This window comes from Pseudomonas sp. NIBRBAC000502773, assembly GCF_006517195.1.
Taxonomy (GTDB): Bacteria; Pseudomonadota; Gammaproteobacteria; order Pseudomonadales; family Pseudomonadaceae; genus Aquipseudomonas; species Aquipseudomonas marginalis.
Window position 1 is genome coordinate 624,708 of record NZ_CP041189.1, and the last position, 15,054, is coordinate 639,761.

Genomic DNA, 15,054 nt, shown 5'->3' on the forward strand with positions numbered 1-15,054 from the left:
TGCGCGCACCTTGATATGCATCAAGGTCGCTACCAGCTGAGGTAAAACATGCCCTTGGCCAGCAGCACAATGGCGACCATGTGCACGAACAGGCTCAGGTGAATGAAATGGCTATAGCGCGCACTGACCTTGCCCCGGCGCATCCGCGCCATGGTCACCAGGAAGTGCAGCAGCACACTGGCGGCCAGGAACAACTTGAGGCCCAGCAACGTGCCGAACGAGGACGCCAGCGGGGCCGACAACGCCGGCAGGTAGCGCAGCCAGACCATGCCAAGCCCGGCGCCGAACAGCACCAGCAACACCCACGGCATCAACACCCGGGCACGCCGGGCGACGCCCTGCTCCACCAGCACCATCACCCGAATCGGCAAGTGCTGGTGCAGGTGCCCGAGGATCAGCACTTCGAAGAACACCGTGCCGATAAAGACCAGCGCGGCGAACAGGTGGGCCAATAGCAACAGGAGGTAGAGCATGCAAGCCTCGCAGAGGGACCGGCCGTGGGGAGCCCAGTGTGCGGGCTGGCGCACGGGGCGGCCTTGATGCCGGTCAAGCGTTGCTCCTGCCTGGCTTACAGCAACGGCAGGCTGTAGCTGACGATCAGCCGCGTCTCATCCTTGTCGGCGGTGTCATTGCCGCGCAGCACGGCGCTGCGCCAGGTCAGGCCCAGGCCCTTGAACGTGCCCGTGGGGATTACGTAGTCGACACGCACATCGCGCTCCCACTCGCTGTTGTCGCGACGCGCCGCGCGGATGTGGCTGCCGTGGATATAGGTCACGCTCGACTTCAGGCCCGGAACGCCCAGGCCGGTAAAGTCATAGGTGTAGTTACCCACCGTGGCCTGTTCGCCGGCGTTGACGAACTTCAACGACTGGGCGTTGGTGATCAGGTACAGCGAACGGCCCTGGCCCTGGTTGATGTGGGGGAAGTCACTGGCGCCGGTGGTTTTCTGATACCCCAGGCCCACGGAATGCCCGTACACGCCATAGGTCAACATCGCGCTCCACAGGCGGTTGTCGACCTTGCCTGAGTTGACTCCCGGCGCGTAATACCCGGAACTCACATAGCCTTCACCGCGCCCGGCGGCGCTGCCGTTCTTGCCGTCGGCGGTGCTGTAGAAATAACGCAGATCGGTCTTGAGCTGCCCCACCGGCAACTGCCAGTTGTGCACCAGGCCGACGAAATGCTGCTGGTAGAAATTCTCCAGGGTCGCGTAGTAGTACTGCACTTGCAGTTGCCTGCTGACGGCGTAATCCACCCCGCCGTAGTAGAACTGGTTGCTGGACTTGCCCTTGGCCGGGTCATTGGCCCCGGCGATCGACAGGCCCTGGCCGTTGCTGGAGTTGCGGTCGAGCACCTGCTCCATTTTGCCGGCGATCAGGTTGAAGTCCTTGAGGTCCCTGGAATCGACCTGATAGCCACGGAACGTCTGCGGCAACAAGCGGCCGTCTTCGGACATCAGCACCGGCATCTTCGGCATCAAGGTGCCGACCTTGAGCTGGGTTTGCGAGATGCGCACCTTGCCGGTGGCGCCGGTCTTGCTGAAGTCATGGGCGGCCTTGCCATCGGACAACGGGAAAACGCTGCCGGGGGTGTTGTCTTCTCCGGCCTTGCCGGCGCGCCCCGAGGCATCCAGGCGCAGGCCATACATAGCCTGCAGGTCCAGGCCGAAGCCCACCAGGCCCTCGGTAAAACCGGACTGGTAGTTGAACATGAAGGCCTGGCCCCACTCCTTGTCCGACGGTGCCCTGGTGTTGCGGGTGTCCTGGTTGTAATAGAAATTGCGCAGGTCGAGGGTGGCTTTGCTGTCATCGATAAAACCCGCTGCAGCCGCCTGCTGCGCGGCGCCGAGGGAGACGGCGAACGCCAGGCACGTGGTGTGTTTCATGAAGGCTCCGTGAAGTGATTGAGGCGACCCCGTTACAGCCCAACCCTGTTGTTTGTCGGTCGGGTGGTGCTGCATTCAACGGGTGCGCGCACGGTATAGCCTTGGGCCTTGGGGAAACAGCCGCCAAAACCGTCAATCACTGTTGCGGTTTACGTAACAATCCCGCTCGTTCAAGGCACCGGCAACCAGCCCTGGAATACCCCTGGGGAGGAGAGCGGACACCAGGCAAAATCCCATTGCGTGGCAGGAAGTGCCTGTTGTTCGGCGGCGGCACTGCGCACGCCCTTCCAATCGAACACCGTCAAGCCTTGCCAGGCCAGGACCACTCCCTGGGCCTGGCTGTCATCCGTACTGATCCAACGCGCCGCCGCCGCTGCCATGAAGGTTTCGATGGGCTCTTCATCAATCTGCCCGCGATACGGCGACGCCAGCAACCAACGGCACACGTTCAGGTGCCAGGTCCAATCCTGGGCCGGCTGGTTGCGATAGGCCCAGGTCATGAAGCTGCGAAACAGGTTCAGGCCCTCGGGCGGGTCGAGCTTGAGCAGCGTCGGGCAGATGTCGAACAGGGTGTGCCAATACGGCAACAGGCGTGCATCCAGGTGCACAAAGCAGCGAGCATTGCTCGGGTAGTCCGGGCGTGCCGGTTCCGCGCGCAGGCGACGGGACGCCTGGCTGACCAGACGGCTGGCGCCGGCAGGCAAGTGATGATTCATAAAGCACACTCACAGTCGTGACGATAGAACGCCCCCTGTTCACAGGAGGCCCAGGGCACACGTCAGAATGCGGGGGATGCGCGGGGGTTGGCCGAGGGCCAGGAATAACGCGGCGGCGCCTTGTTGCGCCGCTCATGGGCCGGGCGTGGGTTCTGCCCCAGGCCCAGCAACCAGGCCAGGCCGATCAGGAACACCAGCGCGACGGTCACGGCGTTGCACACCGGGCAGGCAAAGTAGTTCGAGATGTTGCTGGAAGACGGCGCGCCCAGCCCTTTGTCGGAAAGTGGAAGCTGTTGGCCGTCCACTCCACAGAACGCGCCACCGATCCCGTTGAGTTGCTGGCCGGTCATCTGGCCATGGCCCAAACCGCACACGAACAGGTTCATCAGCACGCAGAAGTACAGGGTCCAGACGATCAGGGAACGGTCGGGGTGGCTCGATTTCATGGCGGCGACTCTACCACCAGCGGTGCAAAAGGATGAAATTCAGCGTGCCCCTGTGGCAGAACGTCGCAGATTACGCGGGCTGGCCAGGGTTGGTAGACTTGGCGCCCTCCTCGTTTACTCCTATTCAAAGCCCGCCGAGTTGATTTCGCGCAATGCGGGCGTTTCACAGGATGCACCGTTGATGAGTACGTTATTCACCCGCCGCAAGGTCCTGACCGGCATGGGCCTGTTGGGCCTGGGCCTGCTGGCCGGTTGTGACAACAGCCCCAAGTTGAACTTCAAGTACGGCAAGGACTTGAGCGACAAGATCATGGGCCGCACCTTCAAGCTCAAGAACACCGAGGGCGACACCGTCACCCTCAGTTCCTACCGTGGCCTGATGCCGGTGGTGTTCTTCGGTTTCACCCAGTGCCCGGCCGTGTGCCCGACCACGCTGGCCCGCGCCGCCCAGGCCAAGAAACTGATGGGCCGCGACGGCGAGATCATGCAGGTGATCTTTATCACCCTGGACCCGGAACGCGACACTCCGGAGATTCTCGACAAGTACGTCAAGGCCTTCGACCCCAGTTTCGAAGCGCTGTACGGCACCCCGGAAGAAATCGCCGTGGCCGCCAAAGAATTCGGGATCTTCTATGAAAAGATCCCCGCCGGCGACACCTACACCCTGTCCCACACGGCCACCAGTTTTGTCTTCGACACCCGTGGCAACCTGCGCCTGGGGTTGCAGGCATCCCTTACCGCTAAAGAGTGCGCAGAAGACCTGCTCACCGTCATGGAGGTCTGCTAATGACTGCCGTTCAACACCTCAAGCGCTTTACCCTTGGCCTGACCCTGCTGGGCCTCGCCGCCCACGCCAGTGCCCAGGTGCAAGTCACCGACGCCTGGGTGCGCGCCTCGGTGCCGGGCCAACCGTCCAGCGGCGCGTTCATGACCGTGACCGCCGACAGCGACAGCAAGCTGCTCAGCGTGGCCTCGTCGGTGGCCAAGGACGTGCAGATCCATGAGATGAGCATGAAGGACGACGTGATGCGCATGGGCCCCGTGGACGCGGTGGCCCTGCCGGCGGGCAAGGCGGTCAAGCTCGACCCGGACGGCTACCACGTGATGCTGATGGGCCTGACCGGCCAGATCAAGGAAGGCGACCAGGTGCCGCTGACCCTGACGGTGCAGGACGCCAAGGGCGAGAAGCAGACCGTTGAGGTCCAGGCCACGGCGCGTGGGCTGGATGGCATGGACCATAGCAAGATGCATTAAAGCAGCGGATTTAAGGGGGTGCCTGTTCCTGTGGTGAGTGAGCTTGTTCCCTCACCACAAAGGTCCCCCTTCAATCCACGATAAATAGCTTCGCCCCGACACTCGTCGAGGAACGATGCGCCTCCATGTCATTGCCCACCTGGTAACTCATCCCGGCCGTCAGCGTGAACCGGCGGCCGTCTTCCAGCTCGGTGTGCAACTCGCCTTCCAGGCACAGCAGCACATGCCCGCGCCGGCACCAGTGATCGGCCAGGTAGCCGGGGCTGTAATCCACCCTGCGCACGCGGGTGGTGCCGAAGTGGCAGGTGCGCCATGAGGCACTGCCGCTGACGCCGGGGTGAAGCTCGGGTTCGAGGGTGGACCAGTCGGTGATGCCAAACGGGACAGCGGTGAGTTCCATGGTTTGCTCGGTCGTCAGTTAACGTGGCCTGAGGCTATCCACCTGACAACGTGCGCGATAGACACAGATCCCGTGGTTTTGTGGGATACAGGCGAGCGTGCTTGTTATCCTGCCCACCCTGCTCCCAAGGACACGTGCTGATGCAGATCGACCCCGCCTACATCCTGCTTGAGACCGAGCACTGGCTGCTCAACCATCACCTGGCTTCGAAGCTGCCGGGTTACCTGATGTTGGGTGCCAAGGCGCCAATTGATTCCCTCGCCGATATGCCGGAGGCAGCGTTGGCCGAACTGGGTGGACTGCTGGCGAAAACCCAGCGGGTCATGGAGGCGCAACTCAAGCCCAAGTGGTTGTATATCAGCCGCTATGGGCATCTGCCGGGGTTCCCGCTGCACTTTCATTTCATACCGGTGTATGACTGGGTGGAAGATGCGTTCTGGCGTGATGAGCGTTATCGGCGGTTGCAGGATTTGGGTTCCCAGGACCTGGCAAAAACCCTCACCGATGGTGCGGAGCTGACGCTGTTTGTGTGGCGGGAGTTTGGTGAGCGCCTGATCCCACCGGTGACCCACGGGCCTTCAGTCGCGCAGGTTATCGGCAACTTGCGCGTGCATTTGCGTCACTGATGCAGCTGTTTTTTCATCGGAATACACGCCAACCGCAACCCCGACGGCGAGTGATAAATCGCCTGTTCATCGCCCACGTAGCCGCACGCGCGATAAAAACTCGCGGCATTCAACGTCGCGTCCAGCACCACCTCTTCAATCGCCAGTTCCCGTGCGACCTGCTCAAGGTGATCCAGCATCGCCTTGCCATACCCGCGCCCGGTGAATGCGGGCAGCACGAACAGCGCGCCGACCTCGTTGTTGGCCAGGTCGAGCATGCCGGTGGCGATCGGCTCACCGTTCAGCCAGCCCAGGTAGAACGGTTTTTCCATCAGCGCGCTGTAGCCGTCCTCGGCCTTGCCACGGGTCCAGAGCGCCATTTGTTCGGCGGTGTAGGCGCCGATGCATTGGCTGCGGATGGCTGCGCGACGGATGTCAAAAGCGGCGTTGGCGTCGGTGGGGGTGGCGCGTTTTATTTCCAGCATGGGTCCTTCCTTCATGGATTTCCGTTGCCCGCCCGGGTGAATGAATAACGGAGGTGAGGGAGCTTGCTCCCGCTTTGGCAGTTTAATCTTATCAAGCATTCAGGCCGATGCAGTCGTTCTGCCAATCGGTTGCACCGTCGCCAATACCGCCCGGATCCTGGTCCAGGACGTGGCGGATGTGTTTACGGTGAGTTGATGTGACTTAAGCAGTGAGGAAACCGCTTTGGCGGGTTCCACACTGCCTCTTGAACGCCATGGCCCTGACCAACATGCATCGAAAACAGCACCCCCCACCAAGCCTGGCGCAGACAAAACTGTGGGAGAGGGCTTGCCCCCGATAGCGGTGGATCAGTTATAGATGGGCTGATTGACACGCCGCCATCGGGGGCAAGCCCCCTCCCACAATTTCGATCGGTGTTCTGCCCAGAGTCCCAGCGAGGCCGTTATGATGTGGACTTTCGCTCAACGCCCCAGGAAACGCCTATGCCCGCCCTCACCTTACGCAACGCCCTCCCCGCCGACGCCGCCCGTTGCTACGAGATTGAAATCACCGCCTACGAGGGCGACGAAGCCGCGACCCTGGAAAAGATCGCCACGCGCATTGCCCTATACCCGCAAGGCTTCCTGATCCTGGAAGCCGATGGCGAGGTGGTGGGTTTTATCAACGGCGGCTGCGCCCATGAAGTGGTGATGTCGGACGAGGCGTTCAAGGAACTGGTGGGGCATTCGGCCGAGGCGCCGAATGTGGTGATCATGTCGGTGGTGGTCGACCCGGCGCATCAGGGCAAGGGTTATTCCAAGGTGCTGATGACCGAGTTCGTGCAGCGCATGCACGCCATGGGCAAGCGCACGATTCACCTGATGTGCAAGGAACAGCATGTGCCGTTGTACACCCGCATGGGCTACACCTATGTCCAGCCGTCGCCCTCGGATCATGGCGGCATGGCCTGGCATGAAATGCTGATGACGCTTTAACCCACGGAGGGTTTTGCAATGACCGCAGCGCTTATTGAAGTCAGCGACCAGGCCAATCCCGACGCCGAGCGTATTCTCGGCAACGGCCTGGCTGCGTTCAACGAAGGTATCGCCGGCTACAACGACCGCCTGCCACTGACGGTATTGCTCAAGGATCCCGAGACCCGGCAGACCGTCGGCGGCATCACCGGCAAAACCACCTTGGGCATGGCCTTCCTCGACCTGTTCCACCTGCCCGAGGCCCTGCGCGGCACAGGCCTGGGCAGCCGGTTGCTGCACGCCTTTGAGCACGAAGCCCGGCGTCGCGGCTGCGCGAACGCGGTGCTCTATACCCTCAGTTTTCAGGCACCGGGCTTTTATGAAAAGCATGGGTGGGTGCGGTTCGGGGAGGTCCCGTGTGAACCGGCAGGCAGCAGTCGCGTGTTTCTGTCCAAGCGGCTGTAACGTTCAGGGCTTTGCCAGGCAGCCGTTTGCAGCCTGGCGTCAGGCCGAACAACCGCCGGTTACCAACTCCCCGACGCCCCGCCACCGCCACTGGAACCACCGCCCCCCGAGGAACTGCTGCTGGAGCTGGAGCCGCTGGAACCCGAACCGGAGCCACCGCCCGAGCCGGACCCCGAGCCGGAACTGGCGATGCTCTGCACAAACACGATAAACGCCACAAAGGAGGCCACTGGAATCGCCACGATCCAGCCCTGATACCCGTGCCCCAGCAGTGTACCCGCTGCGACGTAGATGGCCATGACCGCCAGGGCACGCAGGAGGAAAAAGCGCGGACGCTTTTTCCAGGATGCCCTGATGACGAAGAACAACCCGAGGTACAAGCCCAGCACCAACGCCGCGCCAAACGGCCACACCAGCCAATGGATATAACTGACCTCCACGAACCGGTTGGCGATCACCACCCCGGCGATGTAGGCCAACAGCCCTATCACGCAGTAGAACGCCGTGCGCGCCAGCCATAAGGCGCCGAAGGTGGCGCCGCCGATCAGGAGGGTCAGGGGCAGTACCAGCAGGTACATCGGCCATTCCCGGCCGCCGGCGAATGCCACCAGCGCCACGGTAACGGCTGCCGTGGCGATCAACGCCCCACGCCAGCCCAGCTTGCGCGCCGCGACCAGCACGCCGCCGATGGCACCGAACACGAACGCCAGCAACACCGCAAGCGCCTCAAGACTGCCGCCCTGCCCGGCCACTTGCGGCAAGTCACCGCCATCCACCAGGACAACCAGGTCGTTCACGCCCTGCTCGACACCGCCAGCATAGTCGCCCTGGCGAAAGGCCGGGGTGATGTGTTCTTCAATAATCCGGTGGGCCAGCAGGTCGGTGACCGTGCCCTCCAGGCCGTAGCCAACTTCGATGCGCACCTTGCGATCATCCTTGGCCACTACCAGCAGGATGCCGTCGTTGACATCCTTGCGCCCCAGTTTCCAGGCACGGAACAGTTGGTTGGCGTAGTCCTCGATGCTCGCGCCACGGGTGGTGGGCACCAGCAACACCGCCACCTGCGCGCCTTTGCGTTGTTCAAGGGCGGCGAGTTGGTCTTGCAGACGGGTGGTGGTACCGGCGTCGAGGGTGTTGGTGAGGTCGATCACCCGCTGGTCGAGGGCCACGCCGATGGGCGACGTCTCGGCCTGGGCGGTGATAAACAGGCCGGCGGACATCAATACCAGCAGACTCAAGACGGATTGCCGCAACCACCGCATCATGTTTGTTACCTGAAGTTTCTTCCTGAAGGCGCCGACTTTACCCTATCGGCGCTATAACGCGTGACCCAAAGCCATCGACTATCTAAACTGCAGCACACCTAGCAATACGCCATAACTTCGAGATCCCCATGGGCCTACTCCAGCGCAACAACGTCAACGTGATGGGTGACGGGCCCTCGACCCTGGTGTTTTCCCATGGTTTTGGCTGCAACCAGGCCATGTGGAACTACCTCGCGCCGCAGTTCAAAGAGCGTTTTCGCGTGGTGATGTATGACCTGACGGGCGCCGGCCTGTCCGACCTCAACGCCTTTGACAAGGCCAAGTACAGCGCGCTGGACGGCTATGCCCGCGACTTGAACGAGATCATCGAGGCCTTTGCCGAGGGCCCGGTCATCCTGGTGGGGCACTCGGTCAGTGCCATGATCGGCACCCTCGCCGACCGCTTGGCCCCCGGGCGTGTCGCCGCCCATGTGATGATCGGCCCGTCGCCACGCTATATCGATGACGATGGCTACGTGGGCGGTTTCAAGCGCGCCGACATCGACGACCTGCTCGACACCCTCGACAGCAACTACCTCGGCTGGTCCAGCGCCATGGCCCCGGTGATCATGGGAGCCCCCGGCCAACCGGCGCTGAGCGACGAGTTGACCGAAAGTTTCTGCCGCACCGAGCCGGAGATCGCCAGGCAGTTCGCGCGCGTGACCTTTATGTCGGACAACCGCCAGGACGTGATCGGCCTGCCCACCCCGGTGCTGATCCTGCAATCGAGTGACGACCTGATCGCCCCGGTGGCCGTGGGTGAATACCTGCACAGCGTGCTACCCAACAGCACCTATTGCCTGGTGGACAACGTCGGCCATTGCCCGCACATGAGCGCACCGCAGGCCTGCGCGGCGGCCATGGACGCCTTCCTCGCGCCGTGGATGGCAGCACGTGCCGGCTGATCTGTTCGACAGCGCCGCCTGCGCCCTCGCCGTCACCACGGAAGATGGCACGATCCTGCAGGCCAACGCACGCTTCAGCGACTGGCTGGGGTTCAGCATCGCCGCGCTGCAGGGCCGGCGCTTCCAGGACCTGCTGAGCATGGGCGGGAGGATCTTCCACCAGACTCACCTGGCGCCCATGCTGCGCATGCACGGCAGCGTCACCGAGGTGAAGCTGGACCTGCTGCACCGCGATGGCCACAAGCTGACCGTGCTGCTCAACGGCAACAAACGCGAACAGGCCGGCTCTGTGGTGTACGACCTGGCGCTGTTCGGCACCACCGACCGCGACAAGTACGAGCGCGAGCTGCTCAACGCGCGCCACCTGGCCGAAGCGCTGTTGCAGGAAAAAACCGCCACCGAAATCGCGCTGCAACAAGCCCAGGCCGAACTGAACGAGGCCTACGCCATCGCCCAGCGTCGCGCCCTGTTTGCCGAGCAGATGGTCGCGATTGTCAGCCATGACCTGAAAAACCCGCTCACGGCGATCCGCATGGCCTCGGACTTTCTCTGCCGTGGCGAACGCACACCCAAGGAGCGCCAACTGCTGGGGCATATCGGCCAGTCCTCCGAGCGCGCGCAACGCATGATCGCCGACCTGCTGGACTTTACCCAGGCACGGGTCGGCCAGGGCATCACCATCAAGGCGGCGCCGCTGGACCTGCACGAGGTGATCCATCGCGCGGTGGACGAACTGCGCGTGGCGTTCCCCAAGGCAACGCTGGAGCATCACGCACAGGGCCGTGGCGACGCCTGCCTGGATGGCGATCGCGTGCAGCAGATCATCGGCAACCTGGTGGCCAACAGCGTGGCCTATGGTGACCCGCGACGGCCGATCACCATCACCTCGCGCCTGGATGCCGGCGCTTGCGAAGTGGCGGTGCACAACCACGGCACGGCGATTCCGGCAGGTTTGCTGGCCGGGCTGTTCGAGCCCATGACCCGTGGCACCGACCAGGGCAGCGACGTGCGCAGCGTGGGCCTGGGCCTGTATATCGTGCGGGAGTTGGCCAAGGTCCATGGCGGCGATGTGGCGGTGAGTTCCTGTGCCACAGCCGGCACCACCTTCACGGTGACGTTTCAGAACAGGTAGGCACTGCCCTGCATGATCGGCTCCACACTGCCCGTCAACACCACACCACCCTGCCCGTCCCAGTGCACCGTGACCGTGCCGCCGTCGCACTGCACCTGCACCGTGGCATCCAGCAAGCCACGGCGAATGCCATTGACCACCGCGCCGCAGCAGCACGAACCGGAACCCAACGGCACGCCGCCGCCACGCTCCCAGATACGCAGGCGGATATGCCCACGGTCGAGCACCTGCACGAAATGCACATTGGTCCTGGCCGGGAACAGCGGGTGAATTTCCAGCGCCGGGCCGACGGCGGCCGGATCGATGGCGTTGATGTCGGCCACAAAAAACGTGCAATGGGGGTTGCCCATGCTGCACGCCGCCGGGTTGCCCGCTATCGGTAACGTGCACGTATCCATGGCCTCGGCCAGCGGCACGGCCGACCAGTCCAGCGACGGCTCACCCATGTTGACCGACACTTGACGATCCGCTACCCGCACGCAGGTCAGCAGGCCCCGGTCGGTGCGCAGCACAACCGAATCGCTGCGGGTTTCATGCATCAAGCGGTCGGCCACCCCACGCGTGGCGCTGCCACAGGTTTGCAGCGGCGTGCCGTTGGGATTCCAGAACTTGATGCGCGCGGCGGCGTCTTCGCAGTCGAGCATCACGGCCAGCTGATTGAAGCCGATGCCGGTGTGGCGATTGCCCAGGCGGCGGGCGACCTCGGGGGTGACAGGGTCGTCCAGGCCACGGCGGTCGATGATGATGAAATCGTCGCCGTGGGCGTGCATTTTTGTGAACGGCAAGGTCATGGGCTGTCCTGGGGTCGACCGGTGGGGGAACTGGAGGATACCCTGAACCGACCCAACCTTATCGAGAGTCAAGCATGCTTATCGTCTTCAGCGGCCTGCCCGGCACCGGCAAAACCACGATTGCCCGCGAGTTGGCGCGCCAGACCGGTGCGGTTTACCTGCGCATCGATGTGATCGAACAGGCGATTCGCAACGCTGGCGTATTGGCGGGTGATGTGGGTGCCAGCGGCTACGGCGTGGCGAATGCGCTGGCGCTGAGTAACTTGCAGTTGGGCCATAGGGTCGTCGCCGATTGCGTGAATCCGGTCCAGGAAAGTCGGGCAGCCTGGGCAGCGACGGCCGCGACGGCAGACGTGGCGCTGGTCAATATTCAGGTGGTGTGTACAGACGCACAGGAACACCGGCGCCGGGTGGAAGCCCGTACGGGCGACATTCCTGGGTTGACGCCGCCGACTTGGCAGTCGGTATCGACGCACGAATACGAGCGCTGGGGCCAACCCGTGTTGACCCTGGACACGGCCTCCGTGACAGCTACCGAGGCCGTCGCGTCAATCGTTGCCCACACGGCAATGCCCTAGAGCACACTCCCCATCGCCTTCATCAACACCAGGTCGCGCCCATAAATATCCGGCGCATACACCAGGTCACCCTGGCCGTCGACCTGCACTGTCCAGTAGCCCAGCAGCACCGGCACCGGGGTGGCCAGCCGGAATTCATGGGTCACGCCGGTGGCCAGCAGTTCATCGGTGCGCGCGCGTTCGGCCGGGCTGACCAGCAGGTCGCGCAGCAGCAGCGGTTGTTCAACCCTCACGCAACCGGAGCTGAACGCCCGTGGGCCTTTGGTGAACAGCGGTTGGCTGGGGGTGTCGTGCAGGTACACCGAGTACGGGTTGGGAAAGCGCATCACGATCTTGCCCAGCGGGTTGCGCGGGCCGGCTTCCTGGCGCAGGAGGATATTGCCGGGGCGCGCCCAGTCGATATTTTCCGGCGCCAGCGGGTGGCCTTCGGCGTCGAGCACTTGCAGGTTCTGCTGGCGCAGGTATTCGGGGTTGAGGCGGATGGCCGGGAGTTTGTCCTCGCGCATGATGGTGGGCGGGATGGTCCAGGTGGGGTTGAGGGTCAGCCGGGTGATGCGTGACTTGAGCAGCGGCGTCTGGCGTTCGGCGCGGCCCACTTGCAGGCGGGTCTGCCACACCGGGATGCCGCTCTGGTACACGCTCAGTTGCGCGGCGGCCACATTGACCAGTACACCTTCGGGCTCCAGGTCCTGGGCCAGCCAGCGGAAACGCTCGAGGTTGATACGCAGTTGTTCGCGGCGCATGGCCGGGCTGATATTGAGTTCGGCCACGGTGCCGGCGCCGATCACGCCGTCCGATTGCAGGGAGTGGCTGAGCTGGAAGGCCTTCACCGCCGCGACCAGTTCCGGACCGTATTGTTTGCCCGCGCCCCTGGGCTCCACGGGCAGGTAGCCACCGCTGTGGAGCCGACGGGCCAGTTCCGGGACGCGTGGGTCGTCCATGCCGGGACGCAATAACGGGCCGCTGCCGACCGGATCCCAATGGGGCAAGGGTTGCAGGCGCACCGTGGAATAGGCGTTGCGCAGACTGCGGTACAGATCGGCGCTGGGGCGCGCCTGGTCAAAGGCTTGCGCCATGTTTTGCAGGCCGAGGGCCGCGAGGGCCAGCACTTCGGTGTCGGGGTCGCGGGTGGGCGGCTGCGAATGCCACAGCGGTTCGAAGCGCGATTGCTGCAGGCGCCCGTAATGCAGTTCCTGCAGGGCTTGCAGGTAGTGCTGGCTGATGTCGATGTCGCTGCACAGCACATTGGCCGTGGCATCCGCCGCAGGCAGACTATAGTGGGTGGGGTCCAGCCCGTCATCGGCGAGCAGCTGCAATTGGGCGTGCAGTGCCTCGCGGCGATCGTTGGCGGACCACTGCGGCCCATTCCCCTGCTGCTGGTAGAACGCTTGCAGACGCAATTGCGCGGCGCCGTCTATCTGCGCCGCAAGGCCGGGACAGACACTGGACAGTTGCGCCAGCGCCTGTTGCAGCGGGGCCAGTTCGACCGGCGCCGGCGTGGTGACCGGCAATGGCTCGACCGGCAGCACGTCGGCTGTGGCGACCAATGGTGCAACGAGCAGGCAAATGCTCAAGTAACATGCGTGTTTTTTGAACAATAGCTTTGCTCCAATCCACAGTGGGGGGATGTACTGTAGATGCTGACTTTTATATGCCGCCTCGGTTTGGTCACCGTGGGCCTGGCTTTACTGAGCAATATTACGCTCGCTGCCAATGGCAACCCTCCTTCCTTGTATAGCAGCCTGGCGCGCTCGGCTCCAGAACTCAATCCCACGGTACTGAAAAGCGCCCTGAACGCCGTGCAATGCGCCGTCAATAATGGCGAAGAACGCTCCGAGCGCCTGGCCGTGATTGACTATTCCCAACCTTCAACCGCCCGTCGGCTGTGGATCTTCGACCTGCGCAAGAAAACCCTGGTGCTGCGCGACCTGGTGGCCCACGGCGCAAAGTCCGGGGAAAACTTCGCCACCCAATTCTCCAACCTTGAAGGCAGCCACCAATCCAGCCTGGGCCTGTTCCGCACCCAGGAAAGCTACCTCGGCACCCATGGCTACTCGCTGCGCATGGACGGCCTGGAGCCGGGGTTCAACGACCAGGCCCGCGACCGCGCCATCGTGATTCACGCCGCCGACTACGTCAGCCCCTTGTGGAGCAAGCGCGAAGGCCGCATCGGCCGCAGCCAGGGTTGCCCGGCCGTGCGCCCGCAGGTGGCACGCCAGGTGGTGGACAAGCTCAAGGATGGGCAGTTCATGTTTTCGTGGTACCCCGACCAACGCTGGTTGAAGTCCTCGACGTACCTCAATTGCAAACCCCAGCAGGTGGCGAGTAGTCGTACAATCCGTGGCGGTTAGCCTGTCCCCACAGATAAAAGAGAGCTTCGCATGCTTCTACATCAATCGACCTGGATCGAGATCGGGCAGTTCCTGGAACGCAGCCGCACGGTGGTGATCCCCATCGGCTCCAACGAACAACACGGCCCCACCGGCCTGCTGGGCACCGACTGGATGTGCCCGGAAATCATCGCCCATGAGGCGCAAAAGAACGCCGACATCCTCATCGGCCCGACCTTCAATATCGGCATGGCCCAGCACCACCTGGGTTTCCCCGGCACCATTTCCCTGCGCCCTTCCACCTTTATCGCTGCGATTGGCGACTGGGTGCGCTCGCTGGCCGGGCATGGCTTCGACAAGATCCTGTTTCTGAACGGTCACGGCGGCAATATCGCCACGATTGAAGCGGCGTTTTCCGAGCTGTACGCCGAGGCGAGCTTCGGCCGCCGCCCTGCCGGGTTTGCGTTGAAGCTGGTGAACTGGTGGGACCTGGAAGGCGTCACTGACCTGGCGCACCGCCAATTCCCGGTGGGCCATGGCAGCCATGCGACGCCTTCGGAAATCGCGGTGACGCAGTGGGCGTACCCGCACGCGATCAAATCGGCCGACTACTCCCCGCAGATCGCCAACACCGGGCCGATCCGTGAGGCCCTGGACTTCCGCGCCCGCTTCCCCGACGGGCGCATGGGCTCGGACCCGGCGCTGGCGACGGTGGAGAAAGGTGGGGAGTTGGTGGCGCTGGCGGCTCAAGGGCTGGTCAAGACAGTCAACAGCTTCAGCAACGAAGCCAGACCTTAGGCCTTA

At 63.4% G+C, this 15,054-nt stretch carries 19 protein-coding genes; 10 read left to right on the plus strand and 9 right to left on the minus strand.

The annotated features are described in order from the left end of the window. Window positions 1–29: 29 nt before the first annotated feature. The 4 genes from NIBR502773_RS02695 to NIBR502773_RS02710 form a co-directional block, all read right to left on the minus strand. Window positions 30–473, minus strand: coding sequence for a hypothetical protein (locus NIBR502773_RS02695; RefSeq protein WP_141155301.1), 444 nt, complete (start codon window positions 471–473; stop codon window positions 30–32). A 95-nt stretch (window positions 474–568) separates the two neighbouring features. Beyond that, on the minus strand, window positions 569–1,885 hold the full coding sequence (locus NIBR502773_RS02700) for an OprD family outer membrane porin (protein ID WP_141155302.1): 1,317 nt from the start codon (window positions 1,883–1,885) through the stop codon (window positions 569–571). A 170-nt stretch (window positions 1,886–2,055) separates the two neighbouring features. Further along, on the minus strand, window positions 2,056–2,601 hold the full coding sequence (locus tag NIBR502773_RS02705; protein WP_141155303.1) for a putative natural product biosynthesis protein: 546 nt from the start codon (window positions 2,599–2,601) through the stop codon (window positions 2,056–2,058). Window positions 2,602–2,663: 62 nt separating this feature from the next. Beyond that, window positions 2,664–3,047: a DUF2946 domain-containing protein gene (locus NIBR502773_RS02710; protein ID WP_141155304.1), complete on the minus strand. Its 384-nt coding sequence runs from the start codon at window positions 3,045–3,047 to the stop codon at window positions 2,664–2,666. 181 nt (window positions 3,048–3,228) lie between these two features. Here NIBR502773_RS02710 and NIBR502773_RS02715 point away from each other — a divergent pair, with 181 nt between their 5' ends. Both NIBR502773_RS02715 and NIBR502773_RS02720 read left to right on the plus strand, forming a co-directional pair. Beyond that, window positions 3,229–3,834 (plus strand): SCO family protein, encoded by a 606-nt coding sequence (locus tag NIBR502773_RS02715; RefSeq protein WP_024074981.1) that lies wholly within the window; start codon window positions 3,229–3,231, stop codon window positions 3,832–3,834. After that, window positions 3,834–4,301, plus strand: a complete 468-nt coding sequence (locus tag NIBR502773_RS02720; RefSeq protein WP_141155305.1) for a copper chaperone PCu(A)C — start codon at window positions 3,834–3,836, stop codon at window positions 4,299–4,301. Before NIBR502773_RS02715 ends, NIBR502773_RS02720 begins: the two co-directional genes overlap by 1 nt. Window positions 4,302–4,371: 70 nt before the next feature. Here NIBR502773_RS02720 and NIBR502773_RS02725 read toward each other — a convergent pair whose 3' ends face one another. Next, a complete protein-coding gene (locus NIBR502773_RS02725) occupies window positions 4,372–4,701 on the minus strand; it encodes a DHCW motif cupin fold protein (RefSeq protein ID WP_092357344.1) in 330 nt (109 codons plus the stop codon). Between the two features lie 140 nt (window positions 4,702–4,841). On the opposite strand from NIBR502773_RS02725, the gene NIBR502773_RS02730 reads away from it, so the two are divergent. Continuing rightward, entirely contained in the window at window positions 4,842–5,327 is a 486-nt protein-coding gene (locus NIBR502773_RS02730) for an HIT family protein (protein WP_141155306.1), read from the plus strand. Here NIBR502773_RS02730 and NIBR502773_RS02735 read toward each other — a convergent pair. Further along, window positions 5,321–5,791 carry a GNAT family N-acetyltransferase gene (locus tag NIBR502773_RS02735; RefSeq protein WP_141155307.1) on the minus strand — a complete coding sequence of 157 codons (471 nt, stop codon included), beginning with the start codon at window positions 5,789–5,791 and terminating at the stop codon, window positions 5,321–5,323. The genes NIBR502773_RS02730 and NIBR502773_RS02735 overlap by 7 nt on opposite strands. Before the next feature lie 483 nt (window positions 5,792–6,274). On the opposite strand from NIBR502773_RS02735, the gene NIBR502773_RS02740 reads away from it, so the two are divergent. Both NIBR502773_RS02740 and NIBR502773_RS02745 read left to right on the plus strand, forming a co-directional pair. Continuing rightward, entirely contained in the window at window positions 6,275–6,766 is a 492-nt protein-coding gene (locus NIBR502773_RS02740; protein WP_141155308.1) for a GNAT family N-acetyltransferase, read from the plus strand. A gap of 18 nt (window positions 6,767–6,784) precedes the next feature. After that, entirely contained in the window at window positions 6,785–7,210 is a 426-nt protein-coding gene (locus tag NIBR502773_RS02745) for a GNAT family N-acetyltransferase (RefSeq protein WP_141155309.1), read from the plus strand. A gap of 59 nt (window positions 7,211–7,269) precedes the next feature. Here the strand turns inward: NIBR502773_RS02745 and NIBR502773_RS02750 are convergent, their stop codons facing one another. Next, a complete protein-coding gene (locus NIBR502773_RS02750) occupies window positions 7,270–8,475 on the minus strand; it encodes a YgcG family protein (RefSeq protein ID WP_141155310.1) in 1,206 nt (401 codons plus the stop codon). 128 nt (window positions 8,476–8,603) lie between these two features. Between NIBR502773_RS02750 and NIBR502773_RS02755 the strand changes: the two genes are divergently transcribed. Both NIBR502773_RS02755 and NIBR502773_RS02760 read left to right on the plus strand, forming a co-directional pair. Then, on the plus strand, window positions 8,604–9,419 hold the full coding sequence (locus NIBR502773_RS02755; RefSeq protein WP_065941858.1) for an alpha/beta fold hydrolase: 816 nt from the start codon (window positions 8,604–8,606) through the stop codon (window positions 9,417–9,419). Further along, window positions 9,409–10,551, plus strand: a complete 1,143-nt coding sequence (locus NIBR502773_RS02760) for a PAS domain-containing sensor histidine kinase (protein WP_141155311.1) — start codon at window positions 9,409–9,411, stop codon at window positions 10,549–10,551. Before NIBR502773_RS02755 ends, NIBR502773_RS02760 begins: the two co-directional genes overlap by 11 nt. On the opposite strand, the gene dapF is transcribed toward NIBR502773_RS02760, so the two are convergent. Next, window positions 10,539–11,342, minus strand: a complete 804-nt coding sequence (gene dapF / locus NIBR502773_RS02765) for a diaminopimelate epimerase (RefSeq protein ID WP_141155312.1) — start codon at window positions 11,340–11,342, stop codon at window positions 10,539–10,541. The two genes, NIBR502773_RS02760 and dapF, sit on opposite strands and share 13 nt — an antisense overlap. Before the next feature lie 74 nt (window positions 11,343–11,416). On the opposite strand from dapF, the gene NIBR502773_RS02770 reads away from it, so the two are divergent. Next, a complete protein-coding gene (locus NIBR502773_RS02770; RefSeq protein WP_141155313.1) occupies window positions 11,417–11,920 on the plus strand; it encodes an AAA family ATPase in 504 nt (167 codons plus the stop codon). Here NIBR502773_RS02770 and NIBR502773_RS02775 read toward each other — a convergent pair. Continuing rightward, a complete protein-coding gene (locus tag NIBR502773_RS02775) occupies window positions 11,917–13,518 on the minus strand; it encodes a murein L,D-transpeptidase (RefSeq protein WP_141155314.1) in 1,602 nt (533 codons plus the stop codon). The genes NIBR502773_RS02770 and NIBR502773_RS02775 overlap by 4 nt on opposite strands. 39 nt (window positions 13,519–13,557) lie before the next feature. On the opposite strand from NIBR502773_RS02775, the gene NIBR502773_RS02780 reads away from it, so the two are divergent. Continuing rightward, the gene (locus NIBR502773_RS02780) at window positions 13,558–14,271 is read left to right on the plus strand and encodes a murein L,D-transpeptidase catalytic domain family protein (protein ID WP_065941854.1); all 714 of its coding nucleotides are present in this window, start codon (window positions 13,558–13,560) and stop codon (window positions 14,269–14,271) included. A gap of 30 nt (window positions 14,272–14,301) precedes the next feature. Next, on the plus strand, window positions 14,302–15,048 hold the full coding sequence (locus NIBR502773_RS02785; protein ID WP_141155315.1) for a creatininase family protein: 747 nt from the start codon (window positions 14,302–14,304) through the stop codon (window positions 15,046–15,048). The last annotated feature ends 6 nt before the right edge of the window (window positions 15,049–15,054 follow it).

Excerpts from the sequence above, each read along its gene's own strand:
- NIBR502773_RS02770 (WP_141155313.1), top strand. The coding sequence starts at position 11,417 with ATGCTTATCGTCTTCAGCGGCCTGCCCGGCACCGGCAAAACCACGATT.
- NIBR502773_RS02785 (WP_141155315.1), top strand. The coding sequence starts at position 14,302 with ATGCTTCTACATCAATCGACCTGGATCGAGATCGGGCAGTTCCTGGAA.
- NIBR502773_RS02710 (WP_141155304.1), bottom strand. The coding sequence starts at position 3,047 with ATGAAATCGAGCCACCCCGACCGTTCCCTGATCGTCTGGACCCTGTAC.
- NIBR502773_RS02730 (WP_141155306.1), top strand. The coding sequence starts at position 4,842 with ATGCAGATCGACCCCGCCTACATCCTGCTTGAGACCGAGCACTGGCTG.
- NIBR502773_RS02700 (WP_141155302.1), bottom strand. The coding sequence starts at position 1,885 with ATGAAACACACCACGTGCCTGGCGTTCGCCGTCTCCCTCGGCGCCGCG.
- dapF (WP_141155312.1), bottom strand. The coding sequence starts at position 11,342 with ATGACCTTGCCGTTCACAAAAATGCACGCCCACGGCGACGATTTCATC.
- NIBR502773_RS02720 (WP_141155305.1), top strand. The coding sequence starts at position 3,834 with ATGACTGCCGTTCAACACCTCAAGCGCTTTACCCTTGGCCTGACCCTG.
- NIBR502773_RS02725 (WP_092357344.1), bottom strand. The coding sequence starts at position 4,701 with ATGGAACTCACCGCTGTCCCGTTTGGCATCACCGACTGGTCCACCCTC.
- NIBR502773_RS02735 (WP_141155307.1), bottom strand. The coding sequence starts at position 5,791 with ATGCTGGAAATAAAACGCGCCACCCCCACCGACGCCAACGCCGCTTTT.
- NIBR502773_RS02705 (WP_141155303.1), bottom strand. The coding sequence starts at position 2,601 with ATGAATCATCACTTGCCTGCCGGCGCCAGCCGTCTGGTCAGCCAGGCG.
- NIBR502773_RS02755 (WP_065941858.1), top strand. The coding sequence starts at position 8,604 with ATGGGCCTACTCCAGCGCAACAACGTCAACGTGATGGGTGACGGGCCC.
- NIBR502773_RS02715 (WP_024074981.1), top strand. The coding sequence starts at position 3,229 with ATGAGTACGTTATTCACCCGCCGCAAGGTCCTGACCGGCATGGGCCTG.
- NIBR502773_RS02695 (WP_141155301.1), bottom strand. The coding sequence starts at position 473 with ATGCTCTACCTCCTGTTGCTATTGGCCCACCTGTTCGCCGCGCTGGTC.
- NIBR502773_RS02740 (WP_141155308.1), top strand. The coding sequence starts at position 6,275 with ATGCCCGCCCTCACCTTACGCAACGCCCTCCCCGCCGACGCCGCCCGT.
- NIBR502773_RS02750 (WP_141155310.1), bottom strand. The coding sequence starts at position 8,475 with ATGATGCGGTGGTTGCGGCAATCCGTCTTGAGTCTGCTGGTATTGATG.
- NIBR502773_RS02780 (WP_065941854.1), top strand. The coding sequence starts at position 13,558 with ATGCTGACTTTTATATGCCGCCTCGGTTTGGTCACCGTGGGCCTGGCT.
- NIBR502773_RS02745 (WP_141155309.1), top strand. The coding sequence starts at position 6,785 with ATGACCGCAGCGCTTATTGAAGTCAGCGACCAGGCCAATCCCGACGCC.